At 38.7% G+C, this 22,509-nt stretch carries 25 protein-coding genes; 19 read left to right on the top strand and 6 right to left on the bottom strand.

Annotation, left to right across the window (positions count from 1 at the left end; translation table 11 throughout):
* The first annotated feature begins 12 nt into the window (after positions 1 to 12).
* Positions 13 to 783 carry an AraC family transcriptional regulator gene (locus tag I9192_RS00315; RefSeq protein ID WP_005034746.1) on the top strand — a complete coding sequence of 257 codons (771 nt, stop codon included), beginning with the start codon at positions 13 to 15 and terminating at the stop codon, positions 781 to 783.
* A 119-nt stretch (positions 784 to 902) separates the two neighbouring features.
* Here the strand turns inward: I9192_RS00315 and I9192_RS00310 are convergent, their stop codons facing one another.
* A complete protein-coding gene (locus I9192_RS00310) occupies positions 903 to 2,042 on the bottom strand; it encodes a fatty acid desaturase family protein (protein ID WP_005034747.1) in 1,140 nt (379 codons plus the stop codon).
* Positions 2,043 to 2,171: 129 nt separating this feature from the next.
* Positions 2,172 to 3,194, bottom strand: coding sequence for a flavin reductase family protein (locus I9192_RS00305; protein ID WP_005034748.1), 1,023 nt, complete (start codon positions 3,192 to 3,194; stop codon positions 2,172 to 2,174).
* A 174-nt stretch (positions 3,195 to 3,368) separates the two neighbouring features.
* Here I9192_RS00305 and I9192_RS00300 point away from each other — a divergent pair, with 174 nt between their 5' ends.
* The 3 genes from I9192_RS00300 to I9192_RS00290 all read left to right on the top strand — a co-directional run bounded on the left by I9192_RS00300 (position 3,369) and on the right by I9192_RS00290 (position 6,155).
* A complete protein-coding gene (locus tag I9192_RS00300; protein ID WP_004832185.1) occupies positions 3,369 to 4,013 on the top strand; it encodes a TetR family transcriptional regulator in 645 nt (214 codons plus the stop codon).
* 90 nt (positions 4,014 to 4,103) lie between these two features.
* Entirely contained in the window at positions 4,104 to 4,685 is a 582-nt protein-coding gene (locus I9192_RS00295) for a TetR/AcrR family transcriptional regulator (RefSeq protein ID WP_005034749.1), read from the top strand.
* 258 nt (positions 4,686 to 4,943) lie between these two features.
* A complete protein-coding gene (locus tag I9192_RS00290; RefSeq protein ID WP_005034750.1) occupies positions 4,944 to 6,155 on the top strand; it encodes an MFS transporter in 1,212 nt (403 codons plus the stop codon).
* Positions 6,156 to 6,222: 67 nt separating this feature from the next.
* Here the strand turns inward: I9192_RS00290 and I9192_RS00285 are convergent, their stop codons facing one another.
* A complete protein-coding gene (locus I9192_RS00285) occupies positions 6,223 to 6,840 on the bottom strand; it encodes a thiol:disulfide interchange protein DsbA/DsbL (protein ID WP_005034751.1) in 618 nt (205 codons plus the stop codon).
* Between the two features lie 449 nt (positions 6,841 to 7,289).
* On the opposite strand from I9192_RS00285, the gene ubiG reads away from it, so the two are divergent.
* The 14 genes from ubiG (at position 7,290) to I9192_RS00215 (ending at position 19,813) form a co-directional block, all read left to right on the top strand.
* Positions 7,290 to 8,003 carry a bifunctional 2-polyprenyl-6-hydroxyphenol methylase/3-demethylubiquinol 3-O-methyltransferase UbiG gene (gene ubiG, locus I9192_RS00280; RefSeq protein WP_005034753.1) on the top strand — a complete coding sequence of 238 codons (714 nt, stop codon included), beginning with the start codon at positions 7,290 to 7,292 and terminating at the stop codon, positions 8,001 to 8,003.
* Positions 8,000 to 8,674, top strand: coding sequence for an HAD family hydrolase (locus tag I9192_RS00275; protein WP_167539474.1), 675 nt, complete (start codon positions 8,000 to 8,002; stop codon positions 8,672 to 8,674). Before ubiG ends, I9192_RS00275 begins: the two co-directional genes overlap by 4 nt.
* 127 nt (positions 8,675 to 8,801) lie before the next feature.
* Entirely contained in the window at positions 8,802 to 9,548 is a 747-nt protein-coding gene (locus I9192_RS00270) for a YciK family oxidoreductase (protein ID WP_004832201.1), read from the top strand.
* 204 nt (positions 9,549 to 9,752) lie between these two features.
* Positions 9,753 to 9,908 (top strand): hypothetical protein, encoded by a 156-nt coding sequence (locus I9192_RS00265; RefSeq protein ID WP_004832203.1) that lies wholly within the window; start codon positions 9,753 to 9,755, stop codon positions 9,906 to 9,908.
* Positions 9,909 to 10,187: 279 nt separating this feature from the next.
* The gene (locus I9192_RS00260) at positions 10,188 to 10,583 is read left to right on the top strand and encodes an RcnB family protein (protein WP_004832208.1); all 396 of its coding nucleotides are present in this window, start codon (positions 10,188 to 10,190) and stop codon (positions 10,581 to 10,583) included.
* A 219-nt stretch (positions 10,584 to 10,802) separates the two neighbouring features.
* Positions 10,803 to 11,099, top strand: a complete 297-nt coding sequence (locus I9192_RS00255) for an RcnB family protein (RefSeq protein WP_005034756.1) — start codon at positions 10,803 to 10,805, stop codon at positions 11,097 to 11,099.
* Between the two features lie 367 nt (positions 11,100 to 11,466).
* Positions 11,467 to 11,829: an RcnB family protein gene (locus I9192_RS00250; protein WP_005034758.1), complete on the top strand. Its 363-nt coding sequence runs from the start codon at positions 11,467 to 11,469 to the stop codon at positions 11,827 to 11,829.
* Between the two features lie 376 nt (positions 11,830 to 12,205).
* The gene (gene argA, locus I9192_RS00245) at positions 12,206 to 13,561 is read left to right on the top strand and encodes an amino-acid N-acetyltransferase (protein ID WP_005034759.1); all 1,356 of its coding nucleotides are present in this window, start codon (positions 12,206 to 12,208) and stop codon (positions 13,559 to 13,561) included.
* Positions 13,562 to 13,890: 329 nt separating this feature from the next.
* Positions 13,891 to 14,850, top strand: coding sequence for a sulfonate ABC transporter substrate-binding protein (locus I9192_RS00240; RefSeq protein ID WP_005034761.1), 960 nt, complete (start codon positions 13,891 to 13,893; stop codon positions 14,848 to 14,850).
* 93 nt (positions 14,851 to 14,943) lie between these two features.
* Entirely contained in the window at positions 14,944 to 15,876 is a 933-nt protein-coding gene (locus tag I9192_RS00235) for a sulfonate ABC transporter substrate-binding protein (RefSeq protein ID WP_227561129.1), read from the top strand.
* A gap of 28 nt (positions 15,877 to 15,904) precedes the next feature.
* A complete protein-coding gene (gene ssuD / locus I9192_RS00230; protein ID WP_005034766.1) occupies positions 15,905 to 17,074 on the top strand; it encodes an FMNH2-dependent alkanesulfonate monooxygenase in 1,170 nt (389 codons plus the stop codon).
* Positions 17,071 to 17,892: an aliphatic sulfonate ABC transporter permease SsuC gene (gene ssuC / locus I9192_RS00225; RefSeq protein ID WP_005034767.1), complete on the top strand. Its 822-nt coding sequence runs from the start codon at positions 17,071 to 17,073 to the stop codon at positions 17,890 to 17,892. Before ssuD ends, ssuC begins: the two co-directional genes overlap by 4 nt.
* 9 nt (positions 17,893 to 17,901) lie before the next feature.
* Positions 17,902 to 18,699 carry an ATP-binding cassette domain-containing protein gene (locus I9192_RS00220; protein WP_005034769.1) on the top strand — a complete coding sequence of 266 codons (798 nt, stop codon included), beginning with the start codon at positions 17,902 to 17,904 and terminating at the stop codon, positions 18,697 to 18,699.
* A 499-nt stretch (positions 18,700 to 19,198) separates the two neighbouring features.
* Complete coding sequence (locus tag I9192_RS00215; protein WP_004832227.1) at positions 19,199 to 19,813, top strand: TetR/AcrR family transcriptional regulator; 615 nt, start codon at positions 19,199 to 19,201, stop codon at positions 19,811 to 19,813.
* A 103-nt stretch (positions 19,814 to 19,916) separates the two neighbouring features.
* Here the strand turns inward: I9192_RS00215 and I9192_RS00210 are convergent, their stop codons facing one another.
* Complete coding sequence (locus I9192_RS00210; protein ID WP_005034771.1) at positions 19,917 to 20,483, bottom strand: phosphorylase family protein; 567 nt, start codon at positions 20,481 to 20,483, stop codon at positions 19,917 to 19,919.
* Positions 20,484 to 20,663: 180 nt separating this feature from the next.
* Between I9192_RS00210 and I9192_RS00205 the strand changes: the two genes are divergently transcribed.
* Complete coding sequence (locus I9192_RS00205; protein WP_005034773.1) at positions 20,664 to 21,206, top strand: NADPH-dependent FMN reductase; 543 nt, start codon at positions 20,664 to 20,666, stop codon at positions 21,204 to 21,206.
* Between the two features lie 228 nt (positions 21,207 to 21,434).
* Here I9192_RS00205 and I9192_RS00200 read toward each other — a convergent pair whose 3' ends face one another.
* The gene (locus I9192_RS00200; protein ID WP_004832234.1) at positions 21,435 to 21,701 is read right to left on the bottom strand and encodes a PAAR domain-containing protein; all 267 of its coding nucleotides are present in this window, start codon (positions 21,699 to 21,701) and stop codon (positions 21,435 to 21,437) included.
* 39 nt (positions 21,702 to 21,740) lie between these two features.
* Positions 21,741 to 22,505, bottom strand: a complete 765-nt coding sequence (locus I9192_RS00195) for an OmpA family protein (RefSeq protein ID WP_009584266.1) — start codon at positions 22,503 to 22,505, stop codon at positions 21,741 to 21,743.
* Between the last annotated feature and the right edge of the window lie 4 nt (positions 22,506 to 22,509).

Raw genomic sequence — 22,509 nt, 5'->3', positions numbered from 1 at the left:
ATCGGACAAACAATGGCATGGTTAGCAGCGGATGCTGATTTTAATCCCGATCAACTCGGATTAAATGTGATCGGTATTGCTTCGGAAATTGCTCGACATGATTCGGGAGAACATGCCCACAAAATGGGACAACTGCTATTTACCAACAGTGGCAGCATTAGAATTACCTTATCTGGTCAGCTATGTATCCTGCCCCCTGCACATATCGCATGGATTCCACCAGACACAACTCATCGTGCTGAAATGAGCCAAGTGACTGGCTATCGCTCGGTATATATTAATACCGTTCAATACCCAGTACTTCCTAAAGAAGTCAAAGTCTTGCAAGTTAGTGCTTTATTAAAAGAAATATTGGAGAGAATCGCTTTCGCTGATTTTGATACGGACTGGAGCAAACGACCTTTTTTGGATTTATTTAATGTTGGATTGAATGAAATTGAAACTGCACCATCAGTATCGGTTATTCTACAATTTCCAACTGATCGTCGATTAAGAAAATTTTTAGGTACTGAGCTATTACCGCATTTAAATGTATTTGCAGATCTGGTTGGACTCAGTGAAAAAACCATTGGCAGAATTTTTTTACGCGAAACAGGTTTGAATTATCAGCAATGGCGACAACAATGGCGTTTTCTGAAAGCGATAGAATTATTATCTAAAAATGAAAAAATATCCGTGATCAGCCATCACTTAGGTTTTTCCTGTGAGAGTGCCTTTATCGCCTTTTTTAAAAGAATCTCGGGGAAATCACCAAGGATGTTGATTAAAAAAGATCAGTCATGATTGGACCCAAAGCTGAATTTTAAAGTTGAGTTTTTATATTTTAAACAAAAGAACCTTGTCGCTCTCAACAAGGTTCTTTTGGACTTTCGCCACCACAAAAGGGCTTTGTAAGATAAAATCTAAGCAAAAATCCCTTTCACTTTCTGCACTGATTGACTAATGCTTGTGGTCCAGTGATTAGGTAAAGAACATTTCGCTAAACGTACCCACACACTACCAAACTGTTTAAAGAAATTCGCTTCATTATAATTGATGTCATATTCTGCACATAACGCCTTAATTTTAGGAGCAACTTCCGCATAACGGTTCGCAGGCATATCTGGAAATAGATGATGTTCAATCTGATGACTTAAATTACCACTTAAAATATGCAACCAATCGGTTCCAGTAAAATTGCTCGAACCACGAATCTGGCGTAAATACCATTCTGCACGTGTTTCATTTTCAACATTATCCGCTTCAAAGGTTTCGGCATCCTCAGTGAAATGACCATTGAAGATCACTGCTGAAGACCATAGGCTACGAATCACATTGGCAATCGCATTCCCTGCCAAAACAGGTAAAGCATTTGGTCCTGCGATCAATGGAAAAAACACGTAATCTTTTAAAATCTGACGGCGCGCTTTTTTACGAAATTTTGTAGCATCTGCCCAAACTTGTTTCCACGTTTTGGTTTTGTAAACCAAAGCATCTTCTAAATGCAGATTCTGTACACCGACATACCATTCAAAAAATACCATCAATTGAATCGCCAATGGGATATTGAATAAAAAGCGCGGTTCCCACTTTTGTGACTCACTGACTCGGAGTAACCCATAGCCAACATCATGGTCTTTCCCGACAATATTGGTATAGGTATGATGCACATAATTATGGGTATATTTCCAATCATCACCTGTTGCCATGGTATCCCAGTCATAGTTTGCCCCATTCAAACTTGGATCATTTAACCAGTCGAATTGTCCGTGCATGACATTATGTCCAAGTTCCATGTTTTCAACGATCTTGGAAATACCCAACAACCCTGTGCCAATGACCCAAACTGGTGGAATCCAACCCCCAAACATCAACATTCCACGGGATGCTATTTCACTATAACGCACAAAATTTCGGATTTTATAAATATACTTGGCATCTTGTTCCCCCAAGCTTTCCATCACTTCACGGCGGATTTCATCCACCCGACGACCAAACTCTGCTGTTTGTTCAGGGTTTAAATGTTTCGATTTACTGTTTGGAAAATTGACTGACATATTCATTGTTTTACTCCTCAGCGCTTCATTTTTAGAAGCTTTCGCTGAATTTTGGGTACAACTTCCTACACCTAGCTTCAACAGAGCAAGAAGTTGCTTAAATTTATTTAAATTTATTTAAATGATTACTTTAATTTACAGATTAATGACCACAGGACTAACGGCCTGACTGATACACAATTTAATTTGAGTGTTGCTGTCATGGTCAGTTTCACCCGTGAGTATATTCTTGGTTGAACCACTCACTTTAGTACATGTACAGGTATTGCAAATCCCCATACGGCAACCATGGGTTGGTTTTAACCCGGCATATTCAGCACTCTCAAGAAGGTTAGAACGCGCTTCAAACTCTTGTTGTGAGCGTAAAAAAACGATTGGTTGTGCTTCTAGGCTTTCGTCTACTGCAATCTGGAAATATTCCTGTTTTAAGCGCGCTGTAATATTCAAATCCTGATAAATTTGATTGATGCTTTGCATCATGGCATTCGCACCGCAGGCATAAGTTTGACGTTGCTGAAAATCAGTAACTAAACTTTGCAATAGCTTGATGTTTAAATGCTGTTTTTGCTGAACTGTATTGATGTAATGATAATTAAACTGTGGGTATTGCTGAAAAAGCTGTTCCAAATCTGCATGATATGCTTCATCCCGACTAAAATAAATCAGATCTACAGGACGATTTGAATCAGTCAATGCTTCAAGCAACAGCGAGTAAATTGCGGTGATTCCACTCCCAGAAGCCACCAATAATAATGGGGTATGATCTTGGTCTAAAACAAAATCACCTTGAGGTTGAGACAGTTCAACCACACGTCCAAAAGCCAACTGGCTTAATGCAGTAGAAACCTTACCTTGTTGCTTAACAGCGATAATAATGTCGCCATTATTCAAAAATTTCACGACAGAATAACTGCGTTGTTGACGTACACCTGCAATTTCTACAGTGACTAAAACACTTTGACCTGCTTTAAATTGCTGATGTTTAAAATTACGATTTGGTCGTAATTGAATTTGATAAAAGTCAGTGCTCAACGCACGTGTTTTAACCACTGTGGCTTTGACCTTTTTCCAAGCCCAAATAGGATTGATTTTTTCTGCGATAAAATCGACAAAATCCTCACGAACCCATTCTGGCTGATACTGCATATAGCTACTCATGTGACGTTCCTCTTTGTGCTTGCTATTTATTGAGTGAACAAACGTTCTTTTAGTGAACATATGTACACTATAATCATTTTTTTAATTCAGTCAACACCTGTACACTGACATTCGTCGTTTAATTTGTTTTTATTTTTGATAGACTCATCACAACAAAAATCTTTGGATATCCAAATGTCGATACGCGATGAACGTAAACAACAGAGCCGTCAGGCTTTACTTGATGCTGCTTTAACCTTAAGCACATCGGGTCGTTCATTTTCGAGTATCAGTTTAAGAGAAGTTGCCCGTGAAGTAGGTTTGGTACCAACAGCGTTTTACCGCCATTTTCAAGATATGGATGAGTTAGGTAAAGAGTTGGTCGATCAAGTGTCCTTATACCTTAAAAACGTGTTACATCAATTGGGCAAAGGACTTGCTCATCCAGAAGCCAAGACCAAAACCAGTATGGAACTATTCTTTGAAGCTGTAGACAGTAGTCCCCAACAGTGGATTTTTATGATTTCAGAACGTTGGGGTGGTTCAGAAATTGTTCGTCGTGCCATTTCACGCGAAATCGATTTTTTGAATGATGATCTTGCCAGTGATTTAAAAAAATTTGAAGTGATTGATAATTTTCGAGATGAGAGTGATTTAAAAGTCATCACCAACATTCTGATTAATCTATCTTTTACTTGGGCAATGTCTTGGATTAGCCTGTCTCGCCAGTATTCAGGTATCGAACTTGAATTACAGAAAATGGTGTTAAAAAAGCAAGCTGTGACTCAAATCCACTTAATTTTCAAAGGGATTGAAAATTGGGAAGTCAAAGCATCTTAAACACCCTCACTTAAATTTCTAGACGAAGGTTGACACTGGCTTAAGTTAGTGCAAAACTTATTGGAACAATCGTTCCAATAAAAACATTCTATGCGTAACAAAGAATTTGAACCAGATGAAATTGCCGATGCTGCCATGCAAGTCTTTTGGCAAAAAGGCTATGCTGCAACTTCTGTACAAGACCTTGTAGATGGTACAGGGCTGTCACGCAGCAGCTTATACAATACCTTTGAAAATAAACATACACTTTATCAAGAAGCATTAAAACGTTATCAGGCAATCACTACTGCAAATATTCAAAAACTGACTGGAGATGCGTCTGTTCAAGAACGCATACATCAATTATTGCTTTCAATTCTTGAGGATGAATTAAAAGATCCACAACAGAAAGGCTGTTTGGTTGCCAATGCTGCTTTAGAACTTGCTGCACATGACTCAGATGTTGCTCAGCAAGTACAACATAATTTTCAACGTCTTCAGCAAGCTTTAGCACAGATCATTGTTGATGGACAACATAGCGGTGAGATTTCAATTGATAAAAATCCAAAAGCATTGGCTTATTTTTTGGTCAATACCATTCAAGGAATGCGAATACTGGGTAAAGGTAGTGATTTAGCAGAAAGACAAAAAATTTTACAACATGTCATTGATATAACAATGTTATCTCTCTAATTCGACAAGTCAAAATGCTTTCAAGATTTTGGCTTTTTATTTCAATCTTTTTGGAACAATCATTCCAATAAAAAGACAACAACACAGTGATGTTGCTATAACAAGGATTAAATATGATGAAAATTTTCACACCCAACCATATGAATAAATTTAATTTATCAATATCTATTGATCATGCAAGGGAGATCACAACAAACCCATTACAAGCTCAATGGACTAGACAGGCATGCCACCTTATCACAGCACAGGAAATCCCCCATGTCTGATCATCAAAAATCTCAAAAGCAGCCATCACCCAACAAAACTGTTGAAAAGTTACCTGTATTGCAATTGCTTGCTTTTACCTTAGCAGGCTTTCTCGCCATCATGACAGAAACCTTACCTGCTGGATTACTACCACAAATCAGTCAGGGACTGGCAATCACAGAAGCTCAAGCAGGTCAATTTATTACGCTTTATGCCTTAGGGTCTGTGATTGCCGCAATCCCTGTCATCACCTTGACACGAGACTGGAACAGGCGCCCTTTATTTTTATATGCAATTACAGGTTTATTGATCTTTAATAGTCTCACCGCAATTTCAATGCACTATTATTTTATCTTGGTGGCGCGCTTTTTTGCAGGTATGTCAGCAGGTGTGATTTGGGGACTACTGGCAGGTTATGCACGGCGCTTAGTTCCTTTTCATCTACAAGGTAAAGCATTGGCGATTGCCAGTGTCGGTCAGCCTTTAGCGCTTTCTCTGGGTGTACCCTTAGCAACATGGTTTGGTCATTTGTTTGGCTGGAATCAGGTCTTTTGGGCAATGTCTGTACTCGCACTGATCCTAATCATTTGGGTACGTGCCATGATTCCAGACTTTCAAAGTCAGCCCCAGCAACACAATAAGTCGATTTCACAAGTATTTTTCAGTGCTGGGATTTTGCCGATTCTGACTGTCTTACTATTTTGGATTTTGGCACACAATATTCTCTATACCTATATCGCTCCTTTTTTAACGTCTGTGGATTTAAGCCAACACCTTGATCTTATACTGATGCTGTTTGGGGTCTCTTCTATTCTTGGTATTTGGTTGGTGGGATTATGGATAGATCGACATTTAAGAAAGCTCACCATAATCAGTTTGATTGTTTTTGCTCTAAGTACGATATTGCTTATTTTGAGTCATGATGCGCTGATCATTGTGGTTTGTATCGCAATTTGGGGAGTAGCGTTTGGTGGAGCACCAACGCTATTACAAACTGCACTTGCCGATGCTGCTCAGGAAGATGCCGATGTTGCACAATCGATGTTGGTCACTGTTTTTAATTTAGCAGTCGCAGCTGGTGGATGGCTCGGTGGCATAATCTTGAATCACACAGGGGCTTCAACCTTCCCACATTATATGTTGGGTTTGCTTATTGTTTCGCTATTGATTGTGAGTTTGAGTCATCAACATGCTTTTAAAAGCGGTCAACGAAAACTGGCTTAAACATCGTCTAAACACTTTAGATATAAAAAAACCCGCAAACATTTGCGGGTTTCTGAACTGATCAGGCTTATTTTCCTGTACGTTCTTTATTTACAAGATAGTCAACAACTTGTGTCACTTTAGCATCTTCACCTTGAACCACATATTTACCGTTGACCACAACTGCCGGTACACCAGAAAGTTGATATTGTTGTGCCAACTGGTTTGATTCAGCAATTTTTGCTGTGATCGCAAATGAACTATACATGCTGTTGAATTTTGCTTCAGGTACGCCATATCGCGTAAAGAATTTAGCAAAGGCATCTTTTTGGAGAACTTGTTGATTACCTGAAAAGTTAGTATGGAACAAAGGCAAATGTGTACGTTTGCGTACACCTAGTGCTTCACTGACATAGTATGCACGTGCACCTTGTTCCCATAATGGATTCATCGCAGCAGGTGTACGAATAAAGTTAACATCCTTAGGAATCTTCTTTAACCACGTTTGCATATGTGGTTCTAATTTGAAGCAATGTGGGCATCCGTACCAAAAAAATTCACGTACTTCAATTTTACCTGGTACTGCAACCTTTCCAGGATTTTGAACAACGGTATAATCTTTGCCTGCAACAAAATCAGCGGCCATGGTGTTTGCAGAAAATGCCATCACCATTGCGGTCATGCCACCTAAAATAAATTTTTTCATTGACTTTATTGTCCTCTAAGTCGTCTTGTATAGCTTATGCATTCACTATAAAACAAATATGAGAAAATCGTTTTCCTTCTGTGAAGTTTTTTACACGATTCATCGCTTTTTTCGGATTTATGGTTACACTAGGGTCTGTCGAGAATGAATCTATGGTTTCAACAATCGGTATTTTTTAGTCATACAAGGCATTCATAATGAAATTTAGTTATGCTAAATAAATTATTCATCACCGAGTCATGTCAAAACATACCATTGTTTCCAAGACTTTTGGCAAAGATCACCCAAACCTCGCTATGGAACTCGGTAAGGGAATAGCCCTTAACTCGGTTACATATCTGTTTGAATAAATTTTAGCCTAAAGTACAACCAAGGTATCAAATCTCAACAGACCCTAACATAACTGAACTTAATTTTTGATTAAAACAATTCACTTAGAGGTGACGAACATGTCGCAACTTAATGTTGATCCACAAGAAATTGCTAAATTTGAAGCATTAGCTGCTTTATGGTGGGATCAGCACTCTGAGTTCAGACCCTTACATCAAATCAATCCATTACGTTTAAATTGGATTGACGAACATGCCAATGGTCTTACTGGCAAGAAGATCCTCGATGTTGGTTGTGGTGGCGGCATTTTGGCTGAAAGCATGGCTCGTCGTGGTGCAGATGTTTTGGGTATCGATATGGGTGCAGCGCCACTCAATGTGGCACGTTTACATGCAGAACAGGAAAATGTTTATAATATTGAATATCGACAAATCCCTGTAGAACAACTGGCTGAAGAGCAAGCAGGTCAGTACGATATTGTGACCTGTATGGAAATGCTGGAGCATGTGCCTGATCCTGCTTCGATTATTCAAGCATGTCAAAAATTAGTTAAGCCCAATGGTCATGTGTTTTTCTCCACCATTAACCGTAACCCAAAATCGTATTTATTTGCGATTATTGGCGCAGAATATGTCTTACGTCTATTGAAAAAAGGCACGCATGACTATCACAAATTCATTAAGCCTTCAGAACTGGCTCATGACATTCGTCAATCTGGCTTAACACTTAAAGATATGACAGGTTTACATTACAACCCGCTCACCAAACACTATTGGCTCGCAGCAAATGTAGACGTGAACTATATGGTATATACCGTGAATGAAGGTGTCTGATGCAAGCTGTTCTTTTTGATTTAGACGGCACCTTGATTGATACTGCCGCAGATTTTATTCGTATCATCCAAGACATGTGCCGAAATGAAGGACGTGCTGTCGTCGATGCAGATTTGATTCGCACTCAAGTTTCCGAAGGCGCGCGTGCGATGGTCAAACTGGTTTATCCAGAACTTGAAGTTGATGACCCGGTTTTTCTCGCTCATCGCCAACATTTTTTGGATTTATATGGTGCAGACATTGCCGTTGATACAGATCTCTTTGCAGGTATGTATCCGCTTTTAGCGGAGTTGGAAAGCAATGAGATTCCTTGGGGTATTGTGACCAATAAGCCTCGATGGCTTAGTGAGTCGTTACTTCAAGCACTCAATTTAACTGAGCGTTGTGCTGTATTGGTTTGCCCCGAAGATGTGAAACAGACTAAACCTGACCCTGAGCCAATGTATTTAGCTGCAAAACAGATTGAAATTGCCCCAGAACAATGCATTTATGTAGGCGATCATCCTCGTGATATTGATGCTGGACGAAATGCGCAGATGTATACCATCCTTGCTGCTTATGGTTATTTACCATTACAGTACAAAGATGATTTAGGTGCTTGGCAAGCGGATTGTATTGTGGATAATGTTGATGAATTACATCAAGTTATCAAGAAACTTGTCAACATTTAGAATTGTTAAAAATTCTTTAATTGTTCTAACAAGATAATAAAAAGGCACTGAAACATCTTGAATATGATGTTTCAATGTTTTTATATTGAAACTCAAATCACATCATAACAACTATAGGAGGTCTCCCATGAAATATTCAGAATATCAACCTCGCCCAGATTTATTGAAGGATAAAATTATCCTGATTACGGGTGCGGGAGACGGTATTGGGCGTGCAGCAGCACTCAGCTATGCCTTACACGGTGCCACTGTCGTTTTACATGGTCGTACGCTCAATAAACTTGAAGTCATTTATGATGAAATTGAATCATTAGGTGCGCCGCAGCCGGCGATTTTACCTTTACAACTCTCAACTGCTTCCGCTCGAGATTACGAACTTTTGGTTGATACGCTTGAACAGCAATTTGGACGTTTAGACGGTATTTTACATAATGCGGGTATCTTAGGCGAACGTGTGGAACTGGCAAACTATCCCGAAGAAGTTTGGGATGATGTGATGGCAGTGAATTTACGTGCTCCTTTTGTTTTGACCCAAGAACTCCTGCCTTTATTACAAAAATCTGAACATGCCTCGGTGGTCTTTGCAAGCTCAGGTGTTGGACGAGAAGCACGTGCACAATGGGGTGCTTATTCGGTATCAAAAATAGCGATTGAAGCGGTGAGTAAAATTTTTGCCAAAGAAAATACTTATCCGAATATTCGCTATAACTGTATTAATCCCGGTGGTACACGTACGGCAATGCGTGCCAAAGCCTATCCTGATGAAGATCCAAAAGTGCTACCGTCACCAGAATCGATTATGCCAGCATATCTTTACTTGATGGGTGATGACAGTCTTTCATTAAATGGCGAAAGTATCGACGCACAAGACTGATTGATTTTCCCCTCACCGCGTTTTTGATCAGTGAGGGGAAAATATTGTTGAGTGAATTTTTTATAAACATCATCAAAGTTTAGATTTAGAAAACAATTTAAATCGATTTATTCAATTAAAAATATAATTATATCCAGTTTTTCAAATTACATAAGGTCCTTTATAGTTTTCCTCAACAAAACCAGATCTGGAGAGGAATGAATCATGACTGATTTAAAATATAAAGTAGAGATCATCCGTTCAATCGAACAATTACAACTGCCAAATGATTTTATTCAAGCACTGGATGATGCTTATCAAGCAGAAAATATTATCAAAGCGATCAATTGTCTCAAGGATATGAATGACCAATGGTACTAGACCGTTTGATCAAAGCTGAGTTAGCGCTACGCTTCAACTCAGCTAAAAACAATATTTATAAATATTTACATTTTTTTAATCATAAAATGTGCACTAAAGAAAAGTACATGAGCGTTTGTGGTTCAAAGCATTACGATAACCCTTTTCACTTTTTCAGAAATATGTTTTGATTATGTCTGTATTTTTTAATGAAAAACTGAATTTTCTTCACAGTTTCTCTGCAATTTAGCAGTACAGTAGTGAGGTCAAAATAAACACACTGGATAAGCGAGGATGATTATGAAAAAGATTTTAGCGATCATCGCAGTCTCTCTATCAACACTGCTGACGACTCAAATTACCATTGCAGGTCCTCATTTTGACAATGACCATGGTTATGACCAAGGTAAGCGTGATCGCGGTGAGCGTGGGCGTAATTTTCGTGGGAATGACGATGATAATATTCAAGAGCAACGTCGGGAGCGAGAAGAACGTGGTGTAAAGCGTTTACAGCAACATAAATGGCAAATGGGTTATGTAATGCCACAACATTACAGAGGAAACAGCTATAAAGTTGATTATAAGGATGAGAATCTACCAAAACCCTCACGTAATCAACAATGGTATAAAATTAATAATGACTATATCCTAGTTGATTCTGATAACAATAATATTGTGAGTATCCGTGGTATGTAGTCTGTGTAACACTGATCAATATTTAAATTTCATAAGCTCAAACACCTTTTTCGTTTGAGCTTTTTTTTTGCTCAATTTCTGCTTTTACAAGCGATGAGAATAATTTATAGAACTTGCATGCAAATTCACAATTCAATGATATTTCTCCATTTTTTATCTCAAATTCGGGAGTAATTTTGAATCATCGGATAGATCATCCGTTTTATAAGGTCAATTCAAATGAAAAAAGTTATCAGCGCAATCACGCTCTCTCTCAGTGCCTTAATCGCAACCTCAGCAATGGCAGATTGGGATCATGGTCGTGATCATCGCCCTATGGCTAGTCATGAAAAATTTGAATGGCGAGAAGGTGTAATTTTACCTGAACGCTACCATGACAATCATTACTATGTGAATGATTATCGTGTTTATAAAAACCTTCACAAACCAGCCAAATTTGAGCGTTGGTATAAAGTTGATGGTCGTTATGTACTTGTGAACGAACGTACCCACCATATTATTCGAGTCATCCGTTAATATTAAAATGATCAAAAGCACAGTCCCTATTCTGTTTGCTTTATCCATCCGTTAAAACTCAACGCCTTCCTCACCCTCCTTTTCCCAAGGAGGGTTTTTTTATTAAAATTAACTTCAGATTGTTCGTTTTATTTTCAAGCTCATTGAGCAATTGATCGTTTTGCGTATCAAGCCTCTCATTTTGTCGATTTCCACAGCAGAGATACGACTTTGAGATTTCTAAGGACCGAGAAAAATAAGGATATTGGCTGCCTTCATCAAATCTTCATACATTTCACAATTCAACTAAATCATCCTCACCATTTATCTCTAATTTTTGCGTAATTTGAAAGCATCAAAGGACACAAGTTAAATTCAGGTGAATCAAATGAAAAGCATTTTAACCACGATCACACTTTCGATGGCGGCACTGATAACCACTTCAGCTATGGCAGCCCCACATGTAGACCATCGAGATCAACAGCACCGTTATGAACAACAGCGTTGGGATCATCGAAATGATCATCGTTGGAACAACAATAAGCATTATGGCAATACCGTTATTCCAAGCCGTCATTGGCGTTCAGGTCAGTATTTACCTTCTCAATTTGGCTCTTCTCGTTATCACGTCAACTATAAAAACTATCGTCATTTATCCAAACCAGGAAAGTATCAACAGTGGTATAGAATCAATGGCGACTATGTATTGGTAAACCAAAAAAATCATCGCATTATTCGTGTCATCGGCTGATATTTTTAACATAAACTAAAACCCAACTGTGCTTGGGTTTTTTTAATATTTTGAGAAATACATGACAATTCTATTGAATTAACAATGCTTTCAACTACATATTTTCATGGATATCTTCATTATTTCTCTATATTTCAGGATTAAGTTTATCCATAGATCGAAAGGAAATGTGTTGATACCGGAGCTTCAAATGCAATGTCAATCACTTCCTTTTTAATATGTGAACTTTCATCTTATATTCAAGATTTAATTGTGAAATGAATAACCCTTTTGCACTCGTCCTCCCACGTTCGAGTGCTTTTTTTATTTTGACTATTATTTCTCAGTTATTTTTGTTTAGAATCATCATATAGCAATCAACAATACTGAGATAGGTATGCAAACTGACAATCCAGAAACAACGCAAAGCATAGCGCAAGAATATGTGCATTGGTTTCGTCATTCTGCACCTTATATCAATGCCCATCGGGGCAAGACCTTTGTATTGATGTTTGGTGGTGAAGCCGTTGAACATCCAAATTTTCAGCATATTATTCATGATATTGCACTATTGCATTCACTAGGTATCCGACTCATTTTGGTCCACGGCGCGCGCCCGCAAATCAATGCAAATTTGCTCCAAAATAAAATTCAGAGTCCGATTCATATCAATCGTCGCATTACCACACGTGCTTCTTTACCCTGTGTGATGAGTGCTGTAGGTTCGATTCGACTACAAATTGAAGCCTTATTGTCTATGGGGCTCGCCAACTCACCGATGTTTGGTGCTCGCATTGATGTTGTATCGGGTAACTTCGTGACGGCAAAACCTTACGGTATTCGAGATGGGATTGATTTTCAGCTCACTGGTGAGGTTCGAACCATTGATACTGAGGCGATTCAACGTCATCTAGACAATCAAAATATTGTGCTATTAGGTCCAACAGGCTATTCAACCACTGGTGAAGTGTTTAATTTACTCGCAGAAGAAGTGGCAACAAAAACCGCCATTCACATGCAAGCGGATAAGTTGATTTTCTTGGGTAGTCAACAAGGCTTGATGGATGAGTACGGTCAATTAAAACGTGAAATTACCCCACACCAACTTGATAGACACATTGAAAAATATCAAGATTCAAATTTTGAAATTGCATTGCATTTACACAATGCCAAACAGGCATCCTTAAAAGGGGTCAATCGCGTGCACCTCCTTTCATATGCATATGATGGCGCTTTAATTGAAGAACTCTTTACCCGAGATGGGCATGGCACCATGATCACAGATGCACATTATGAAGAAGTGCGTATGGCAAATATCGGTGACGTAGGTGGTTTAATCAATTTATTACGCCCATTAGAAGAAGAAGGGATTTTGGTCTATCGTTCACGCGAACGACTTGAAACTGAAATTGATAAATTTGCTGTCATCGAGCGAGACGGTACAATTTTAGCGTGTGCCGCACTCTACCCAATTCCTGCTTCAAATGATGAAGTAAGCTCCGCTGAAATCGCCTGCGTTGCTGTCCATCCTGGCTATCGTAAATCGAATCGAGGCAGTCAAATTCTCCATTTCCTAGAAGAACATGCACGCCAGCAAAGCATTCAACAACTGTTTGTTCTCACTACACGAACAGCACACTGGTTCTTAGAGCATGGTTTTGACTTGGCGAATGTGGATGACTTACCAGAAGCGCGGCAAGCCCTATATAACTATCAACGTAATTCAATGGTATTTAAAAAACGGATTGCCTGATCCTCAAAACAAACTGAGTTCTATGAATTATCACATTTACATCTAAACTTATCTAAATAGATTCCATGACTGAGATGTTTTGCTTATGCATGATCATGGAATCTATATTCCTAATCTAAATAAAAACAATAAATTTATACTTTTCATATTCTTATAACTTTCTATTTTTATAGAATATTAATTTTATATTTCTAATTTAACGATAACTTTAGCATTTAATCATTTATCTTTTTTTTTCATTAGCAATCATCAAAAACTTATTTTTTTGAAAATACAAAGCCTTTTAAGCTGATGCTCATTCTTTTTACATTACACAGGCATCGTGACTCATGGCGCACTTATTTCAACCTTCATGGAAAAAAATCTCCTTTCTAAGTGCAAGCCTTGCCACCATCATGATGCTGACTGGATGTTCTAAACCACAAGAAAGCACGACTTTAAATATTGGTTTTCAAAAATATGGTGTATTGCCGATTATCAAAGCTCGTGGTGACCTAGATAAAGCACTTAAAGAAAAAGGGGTCAATGTCAAATGGGTTGAGTTTCCTGCTGGTCCACAATTGCTAGAAGGTTTAAATGTGGGGAGCGTATCTTTTGGCGAATCAGGTGAAGCACCTCCTATTTTTGCTCAAGCGGCAAATTCCAATCTGGTCTACGTTGCCAATCAGCCTGCTGCACCTTTGGCTGAGGCACTGATTGTCCCTAAAGATTCACCTATTCAATCGGTACAAGACCTCAAAGGTAAACGTGTGGTCCTGAACAAAGGCTCTAACGTACATTACCTTTTACTCAAAGTATTGGAGGCAAATCACTTAAAATTGGATGATATCCAAGTGGTCTACTTACCGCCTGCCGATGCACGTGCTGCTTTTGAAAAAGGTGCAGTCGATGCGTGGGTTATTTGGGATCCGTTCTTTGCTGCTGCTGAAAAACAGCTCAATGCAAAAGTGATTGCTACTGGTCAAAATGTGGTGAATAACCATCAATTTTATTTGGCTGATCGTAAATTTGCAGAACAACACCCCGATGTTTTAAAGGTCGTGGTGAATGAATTGAACACCACCACACAATGGGTATCTCAACATCAAACTGATGCAGCAAAACTTTTAGAAAAACCAACAGGCTTACCGCTTGATGTACTCAATACATCCATTTCACGGATGGGTTTTGGGGTAAGTCCGATTTCTAATGATGTGGTGAAAAAGCAACAAGATGTCGCTGATGCTTTTTATCAACAAAAACTTATTCCAAACAAAATCAATATTCAAGCGGCTGTATTAGCCCACTAATTTCGCACAATGCGATGTAATGAGGACATCAAAATGACCCAACACTTTGTACAACACAAAACATCATCATGGTTCAATGCTCCTACACATGCAATGACAACAATGTTGATCTGTAGTGCAATGCTTGGGTCAACTTCGGTGTGGGCAATCGACCCAACAGTGAAAGAATTGCGTATTGGTTTTCAAAAAAGTTCGATTAACTTTGCAATTGCCAAACAACAGAAACTCTATGAAAAGGAATTTCCCAATGCCAAGATTTCTTGGAGTGAATTTCCAGCAGGACCACAGATTCTTGAAGCTCTTGCCGTTGGTTCACTGGATGTAGGTGTCACAGGAGATACGCCACCAGTCTACGCACAAGCAGCCAATAAGCCTTTGTATTATATTGCCTATGAAGCGGCCAAACCGTTGGCTTCGGCAATTTTAGTACCGAAAAGCTCAAAAATAACCAAACTCGGCGAATTAAAAGGTAAGCGTATTGCACTACAAAAAGGTTCGAGCGCTCACTATTTACTGGTTCAAGCTGTACGTAAAGCTGGCTTGCAATGGTCGGATATTCAACCCATTTGGCTCACTCCTGCTGATGCACGCGCCGCTTTCCAAAAAGGAGCCGTCGATGCTTGGGCGATTTGGGACCCATTCTTTGCTTCTGCGCAGATTGAAGATCAAGCCCGTGTACTTGCTTCAGGGCAAGGTTTAAGTCCGAATTATACTTTTTACTTGGCGTCACCTGAATTTTTAAAAAAATATCCTCAAGCAGTCAAAGGCATTATCCAACAAATTAATGTTGCAGATAAATGGGTGCAGACCAACCGTGTTGCCACCGCACAATCAATTGGTCAAAGCACGGGCTTAAAACCACAAGTCAGTCAGACTTTTATTGATCGACGCCCTCGCCCCTCAGGTGCTGCTCCACTTTCAGCCAAAGTGATTTCAGACCAACAACAACTCGCAAATCGCTTTAGCGAACTCAAAATTATTCCAAATAGCATAGAGATTAAACAAGCTGTTTGGACTGCGAAATAGTATTTGAATTTTTTTAAGGATGCATGATATGAAAATCTTCTGGTTTATTCCCACTCACGGTGACAGTCGTTATTTAGGAACCAGCAAAGGCGCACGACAAGTCGATCATGCCTATATGAAACAAATTGCTGTTGCAGTCGATAATTTGGGTTATGAAGGTGTACTTATTCCAACAGGTCGTTCATGTGAAGATCCATGGATCACGGCAGCAAGCTTAATTGATGCCACTAAAAATTTAAAATTCTTGGTTGCTTTGCGCCCAGGTGTAACCACACCTGCCCTCGCAGCACGTATGGCGGCTACTTTTGACCGTTTATCCAATGGTCGTGTTCTACTTAACCTCGTTACAGGTGGTGATGAACAAGAATTAAAAGGTGATGGTTTATATGAAGATCATGCTACACGCTATAAAACAGCAGCGGAGTACACCACCATTTGGCGTGAAATTTTAAAGCGTTCACATACGGGTGAATCTTTTACATTTCATGGTGAACGCCTGAATGTTGATGATGCCAAACTGCTTTATCCTCCTATTCAAGCCCCTTACCCACCGCTTTGGTTTGGTGGCTCTTCTGAAGACGCCATCGAATTGGCAGCTGAGCAAGTCGATACTTATTTAACTTGGGGTGAACCACCTGCTGCGGTAAAAGAAAAAATTGCAGTGGTTAAAGCACGTGCTGAAGCCAAAGGACGCCAGTTAAGTTATGGTATCCGTTTACATGTGATTGTTCGTGAAACCAATGAACAAGCATGGCAAGCAGCCAATGAACTGATTCAGTATGTCGATGATGCAACCATCGCAGCTGCTCAAAAGAAATTTAAACAAATGGATTCTGTCGGTCAGCGTCGCATGGCAGAACTACACAATGGTGATCGTAGCAAACTTGAAGTTTCTCCAAACCTTTGGGCAGGTGTTGGATTGGTTCGTGGTGGTGCAGGTACAGCATTGGTGGGCGATCCACAAACAGTTGCAGACCGTATCCAAGAATATGCAGACTTGGGTATCAACACATTTATCTTTTCTGGCTATCCGCATTTGGAAGAATCCATTCGTTTTGCTGAGTTGGTATTCCCATTGCTTCCATTGGAAACACGTAAAAAACTCACCCAACCAAATTTAACTGGACCATTTGGGGAAATTGTTGCCAACAACTACACACCTGAGGAAAATAAAAAGCCCTTAAAGGAGCTCGCATGAATGCCATAGCCAAGCGGAACCCTAACAAGGAAAGTCATATCGTTTCACGTGGAACAAAGCAATTTGGGCAGCGCTTGCTGCCTTGGATTGTTCCAATTTTACTCATTGTCATTTGGCAAATCGCCTCGAAAACTGGCTTACTTGAAAGTCGTGTTCTTCCAGCACCTACAGCTGTTGTATCGGCATTTTGGACATTATTGGTCAGCGGTGAACTTTGGCAACATGTCAAAGTGAGTGCAGGACGTGCCTTACTCGGGCTATTGGTTGGGGGTGGCTTAGGTCTGATTTTAGGCTTACTCAATGGCTCTTCGAAAGTTGCATCCAATCTACTTGATACGACCTTGCAAATGATTCGAAATATTCCTGCTTTAGCACTCATACCGCTTGTGATTTTATGGTTCGGTATTGATGAATCTGCAAAATTATTTCTAGTGGCTGTTGGTGTATTTTTCCCTATTTATATCAATACCTATCATGGCATTCGCTCAGTCGATCCTCAGTTAATTGAGATGGGGAAAAGCTATGGTTTAAATCACTGGCAATTGTATAAAGAAATTATTTTACCAGGCGCAATGCCATCCATTTTGGTTGGTTTACGCTTTTCATTGGGCTTAGTTTGGGTCTTACTTATTGTTGCAGAAACTATTTCTGCTCAATCTGGAATTGGTTATATGACCATGAATGCCCGTGAGTTTCTACAAACAGACATCGTCCTTGTCGGTATTTTACTGTATGCCCTTCTCGGCAAGCTTGCCGATGTATTCGCACAATTCTTAGAAAAATATCTATTGCGTTGGCACGCAGGTTATCAGAAATAGGAGCTTAAAATGACCGATTTAAGTATAAGCCAATATGCCAATGATCTTCTTCCAAACCCAGACATTATTGAACAAGATCAGACAAAAATTGGCGCAGAAATTTCGATTGAACACCTGCATAAGTACTATGGTGAAGTTAAAGTTCTTGAAGATTTAGACTTACATATTGAAGCAGGAGAGTTTGTTGCGATCGTAGGGCGCAGTGGCTGTGGTAAAAGTACACTCTTGCGTTTAATTGCTGATTTAGAACAACCGAGTTACGGTGAAATTAAATTTAAGTCATTGTTGAATTTCCGTGAAGGTATTATTGCAGATGATATCCGGGTGATGTTTCAAGACCCGCGTCTTTTACCTTGGAAAAACATTTTAAAAAATGTGCAATTGGGTCTCACCAAAGATCAATTTCCCAAAGCTGAGCAATTATTAGAAAAAGTCGGGTTAAAAGAAAAGTCTGGATTATGGCCTTCTCAACTTTCAGGTGGACAACGTCAACGAACAGCACTTGCACGTGCCTTGTCGCACACACCACGAGTATTGCTTCTTGATGAACCTTTGGGAGCTTTGGATGCATTAACACGCCTAGAAATGCAAAGCCTGATCGAAAAACTGTGGTTAGAACAAGGATTTACTACTATTCTGGTCACCCATGATGTCAGTGAGGCTGTGCAATTGGCAGACCGTATTATTCTTTTGGATAAAGGGCATATCGCACAACAGTTTCAAGTTGATTTAGCCCGCCCACGTCAAAAAGGAGTTGCCTTTGCTGAGCTTGAACAACAAGTGCTTGCTGCGGTGCTTGCGACTTAAAAATAGCGTGCTGAAAATTTATCTATAAAATATAAGGGCATAAAAGTTCGTGCCCTTATTCCAGATTGAATCCTATATTTTTATCAATATACCGAAGTTTTATCCATTTTTATCGGCGAAAACTTCATTATTAAATAAATAAAATCATCCGTAGAGATTTTTCATTCAAATATAATCGAGTGCTTTTAAATCAAAATGACTTTCTTAAATTAAAATTAAATAACAGCATTCATGGTTCATTATTTTGTAAGTGACTCAAAAAATAGCCTTATACTAAAAAATGTCACAAAATTTAAATAATAAGCCATAACTGACATAATTTTTATATTAATTTTGCTCTAGTTTAGTGCAATTTTAGATAATAGTGAATTACGATTGATTTAATAATAAAACTTCATAATTATTTATCAGAAATATACCAAAATAATGTTGCTTTCTGTGCACAAATCAAACATTTTACCGTACAATTTAATAATCATTTATTTGATTTAAAGATGCGATGGAACAAAAAAAGAGTGCTCAAAAACGGCAGCAGTTACTTAGTGCTGCACTTGATGTGTTTTCTGTCTATGGTTTCAACGGTGCAAGCCTAGACGAAATTGCGCAGTTAGCAGATATGCATAAGTCGAATATTTTCTATTACTATGAAAATAAAGAAGCTTTATACGTTGAAGTCCTGACTACCGTGATGCAGAAATGGTTAGCACCATTACAATCGCTTGAATCGGAATTGGAACCAGCTGAGGCTTTGTCACATTACATTATGACAAAGATCGAAATCTCAAGAACTCAGCCCAAAGCCTCTAAGCTTTTTGCCTTAGAAGTAATTCAAGGTGCGCCACATATTTTATCCATCCTCAAAGGTCCGCTTAAAAAGTTATTTAAACGCAAAGCGAAGGTCATTTTGAATTGGCAAACTCAAGGTAAAATCTCAGATCAGATTGATGCTGAATTACTGATTATCAATATTTGGGCATTGACTCAAAACTATGCTGATTTCAGTACTCAAATCGAAATGGTTACAGGTAAAACTTTACGCAATAAAAGTATGTGTCAACGTGCAATCGAACATACGATTCACATGACTTTATATGGTGTTTTACCGCGTAATTAATCATCCAATATAACAATATTGGTTATTTTGGCAAACGACCATAGTTCCCTATGGTCGCCTGAACTTAAATTGAAATTCTAAAGATATTCAATTTGTTGTTTTTCTAATCTAAAGACTGATAAAGTTTTAATAATTTCTGTGCGCCTAATAATAAATTTTCTTCCCAATCTAAATGCGCAGTATCGTTGGCACCATCGGTAATATACTTCACGGAAATTAATCGCACGTTGAGCTTTTTACATACTTTCGCCAATGCATAACCTTCCATATCAACTAAATTACAATTGACCTTTGGCTGCCCTGTTTCAAAACTATCCCCTGTACCACAAATGCCTTTTGATAAATGAGGAAAATAACAGTCTAAATGAATTTCTTGAGGAAAATGCTGATCCATTGGCGTCACACCCACTTCAAAGCCGAGTGGAGAAACATCCATATCTCGCTGTACAAAGGTTTTTACTTCGATCAATTCATGGGCATTAAAAGTTGAGCTTCCTGCACTTCCGAGGTTCAATATGGTTTTGCAACCTGTTTTTTGAATGACATCATAAGCTGTGAATGCTGCATTGATTTTGCCAATTCCACTATAGTGAATGGGAATTCCTGCTTGTTCAAACAAACCTTTAGATTCATTGGGTAAAGCCATGATTAATGCTAAATTATCTTTCATCACTGTTCAAAATTAAAATTTTACTTATTAAAATTGAAATTTTATCCTAGATCAATTTAATTCTTTTTTAAAACAATCTGCCCACCACATTCAATTTAAAATCATATACAAATCACTACGATACTCTACATTTTGATTGTTCATAATAATGATGAAATACATAAATAGAGATGACAATAAATGAATATCCAAATCATTGTGGGCAGTATTCGAGAAGGTCGTGTTGCAATCAAAGTTGCAGAATGGCTACACAAAGAAATTAACAAACTTGAATTTAATACTTTAAATGTTGAAATCGTAGATTTAAAAGAATGGGATTTGCCTTTCTTTGCAGGGAAAAACTCACCTGCATCTGGTATTTATGACCAACCTAAGCAGCAGGAATGGGCAAAAAAAGTCGCTTCGGGAGATGCCTTCATTTTCATTACCCCAGAATATAATCATGGATACAGCCCTGTACTGAAAAATGCAATTGACTATGTATATAAGGAATGGCAAAGCAAACCTGCAGCGTTTGTGAGTTATGGTGGAACCAACGGCTCTCGTTCTATTGATCAAATTAAACAGGTATGTGCCTTTATTGGTATGGTCGACTCCAATGCTGTCATCGAAATTCGTGATATTGGTCAACGTGGTAAAGCTGAAATTTTTAAAGGTAATGAATTTGATCAGAAAGCTGTAAAATCTGTAGTCAATAAATTGATTCAATATGCCAATGTTTAAAGTGATTAATGTACGCTTTAGCTTACAATGATTGTTTGATTTTACGACTTGGACGATCTAAAGAATTTATCTATTCTAGAGTCATAGGGAACAGGAAGTTTCCCAGACACAAAACAACAATAATCGGTCTGAGCATCAGGAAGTGAGGTAGAACAGGAGTTTACCTAACGAACCAATACGAAAAAGCCCCGTCAGGATGATGGGGCTTTTTTTATCCCTGAAGAATCGTTAATTCTGCCCAACTGTTAATGATTGATCACCAATACATTTACAACCACATGATAAAGGTGAATTGTGTTGTGCCGCAGCCTTGCCCATCACCAACATATGATTATCACCTGCCACAATCGTAGCTACACACTTATGCTTAGGGCATGTTGCTTTGTCTCCGACACAGGCAATTGCCTTTCCATCAATCAAAAAAGATGATTGGGCAGAAATGATTTTTCCACCACCTGTGGTTGGAGATCCTAATGTAATATATGGAAGTGCCATAAATTTTACCTTTTATTGTTTTGTTATTCAGAAAGCATTTTATAAAACATCAAACTCAATACGGCGGTTCTTTCTACGCCCCTCATCCGTTGCATTGTCAGCAACAGGTTTAGTCGAACCTAATCCTGCAGTACTTAGGCGAGTTGGTGCAATACCTTTAGTGGTTAAATATTGTTTTACAGCTTCAGCACGTTGCAAGCTTAATGCTTGGTTTTTTTGTGGATCACCCTGACTATCAGTATGCCCAACAATCTTAACATTCTTACCCTGAACCTTATTTAATGCAACCACCATCTCGTCTAAGATTTGTGTACCTGCTGGAGTCAAAACTGCTTTACCAGATTCAAATTCAATAATTCGATTTTTTAATGCATTATCAATAACCGATTGCTCCGCAGCATTCACGGTAATTTGTGCATTGAGTCGGTAAGGCGGTTGAACCAATGACTGAAATAATGTGGTGGTAGGTTGAATATCAGTTTGAACACCCATTTTCCCCATCAGTTCAACTTGCGTACCTCGTACCGAAAGCTTACCTTGGCTAATTTTTTTTAGATCCGGTGTGATGACTCGGGTCACTGAATCGCTCCAGCCATTCGGCGCAGATACAGGACGAATTTGAATTTTATCAACCACCTGATCATTACCATATACCGCTTTTAACTTGGCTAAAATCGCTTGTTTGGTCATATCATTGGGTACAACACCCTCAACCACGATCGGTGCAGCAAATACCTGTAGTGAATAAAATAAGCTCGAAATAATCGCAAATTTTTTCAATATTTTTACTTTTTGATTCTTCATATCA

This window comes from Acinetobacter bereziniae (assembly GCF_016576965.1).
Lineage (GTDB): Bacteria > Pseudomonadota > Gammaproteobacteria > Pseudomonadales > Moraxellaceae > Acinetobacter > Acinetobacter bereziniae.
The sequence above is the reverse complement of the archived record's forward strand: the minus strand, read 5'-3'. Positions and strand labels throughout refer to the sequence as shown.

What these genes read in the sequence shown, in the direction of transcription:
- I9192_RS00315 (WP_005034746.1), top strand. Translation starts at nt 13, where the DNA reads ATGGCATGGTTAGCAGCGGATGCTGATTTTAATCCCGATCAACTCGGA.
- I9192_RS00310 (WP_005034747.1), bottom strand. Translation starts at nt 2,042, where the DNA reads ATGAATATGTCAGTCAATTTTCCAAACAGTAAATCGAAACATTTAAAC.
- I9192_RS00305 (WP_005034748.1), bottom strand. Translation starts at nt 3,194, where the DNA reads ATGAGTAGCTATATGCAGTATCAGCCAGAATGGGTTCGTGAGGATTTT.
- I9192_RS00300 (WP_004832185.1), top strand. Translation starts at nt 3,369, where the DNA reads ATGTCGATACGCGATGAACGTAAACAACAGAGCCGTCAGGCTTTACTT.
- I9192_RS00295 (WP_005034749.1), top strand. Translation starts at nt 4,104, where the DNA reads ATGCGTAACAAAGAATTTGAACCAGATGAAATTGCCGATGCTGCCATG.
- I9192_RS00290 (WP_005034750.1), top strand. Translation starts at nt 4,944, where the DNA reads ATGTCTGATCATCAAAAATCTCAAAAGCAGCCATCACCCAACAAAACT.
- I9192_RS00285 (WP_005034751.1), bottom strand. Translation starts at nt 6,840, where the DNA reads ATGAAAAAATTTATTTTAGGTGGCATGACCGCAATGGTGATGGCATTT.
- ubiG (WP_005034753.1), top strand. Translation starts at nt 7,290, where the DNA reads ATGTCGCAACTTAATGTTGATCCACAAGAAATTGCTAAATTTGAAGCA.
- I9192_RS00270 (WP_004832201.1), top strand. Translation starts at nt 8,802, where the DNA reads ATGAAATATTCAGAATATCAACCTCGCCCAGATTTATTGAAGGATAAA.
- I9192_RS00265 (WP_004832203.1), top strand. Translation starts at nt 9,753, where the DNA reads ATGACTGATTTAAAATATAAAGTAGAGATCATCCGTTCAATCGAACAA.
- I9192_RS00260 (WP_004832208.1), top strand. Translation starts at nt 10,188, where the DNA reads ATGAAAAAGATTTTAGCGATCATCGCAGTCTCTCTATCAACACTGCTG.
- I9192_RS00255 (WP_005034756.1), top strand. Translation starts at nt 10,803, where the DNA reads ATGAAAAAAGTTATCAGCGCAATCACGCTCTCTCTCAGTGCCTTAATC.
- I9192_RS00250 (WP_005034758.1), top strand. Translation starts at nt 11,467, where the DNA reads ATGAAAAGCATTTTAACCACGATCACACTTTCGATGGCGGCACTGATA.
- argA (WP_005034759.1), top strand. Translation starts at nt 12,206, where the DNA reads ATGCAAACTGACAATCCAGAAACAACGCAAAGCATAGCGCAAGAATAT.
- I9192_RS00240 (WP_005034761.1), top strand. Translation starts at nt 13,891, where the DNA reads ATGGCGCACTTATTTCAACCTTCATGGAAAAAAATCTCCTTTCTAAGT.
- I9192_RS00235 (WP_227561129.1), top strand. Translation starts at nt 14,944, where the DNA reads ATGACAACAATGTTGATCTGTAGTGCAATGCTTGGGTCAACTTCGGTG.
- ssuD (WP_005034766.1), top strand. Translation starts at nt 15,905, where the DNA reads ATGAAAATCTTCTGGTTTATTCCCACTCACGGTGACAGTCGTTATTTA.
- ssuC (WP_005034767.1), top strand. Translation starts at nt 17,071, where the DNA reads ATGAATGCCATAGCCAAGCGGAACCCTAACAAGGAAAGTCATATCGTT.
- I9192_RS00220 (WP_005034769.1), top strand. Translation starts at nt 17,902, where the DNA reads ATGACCGATTTAAGTATAAGCCAATATGCCAATGATCTTCTTCCAAAC.
- I9192_RS00215 (WP_004832227.1), top strand. Translation starts at nt 19,199, where the DNA reads ATGGAACAAAAAAAGAGTGCTCAAAAACGGCAGCAGTTACTTAGTGCT.
- I9192_RS00210 (WP_005034771.1), bottom strand. Translation starts at nt 20,483, where the DNA reads ATGAAAGATAATTTAGCATTAATCATGGCTTTACCCAATGAATCTAAA.
- I9192_RS00205 (WP_005034773.1), top strand. Translation starts at nt 20,664, where the DNA reads ATGAATATCCAAATCATTGTGGGCAGTATTCGAGAAGGTCGTGTTGCA.
- I9192_RS00200 (WP_004832234.1), bottom strand. Translation starts at nt 21,701, where the DNA reads ATGGCACTTCCATATATTACATTAGGATCTCCAACCACAGGTGGTGGA.
- I9192_RS00195 (WP_009584266.1), bottom strand. Translation starts at nt 22,505, where the DNA reads ATGAAGAATCAAAAAGTAAAAATATTGAAAAAATTTGCGATTATTTCG.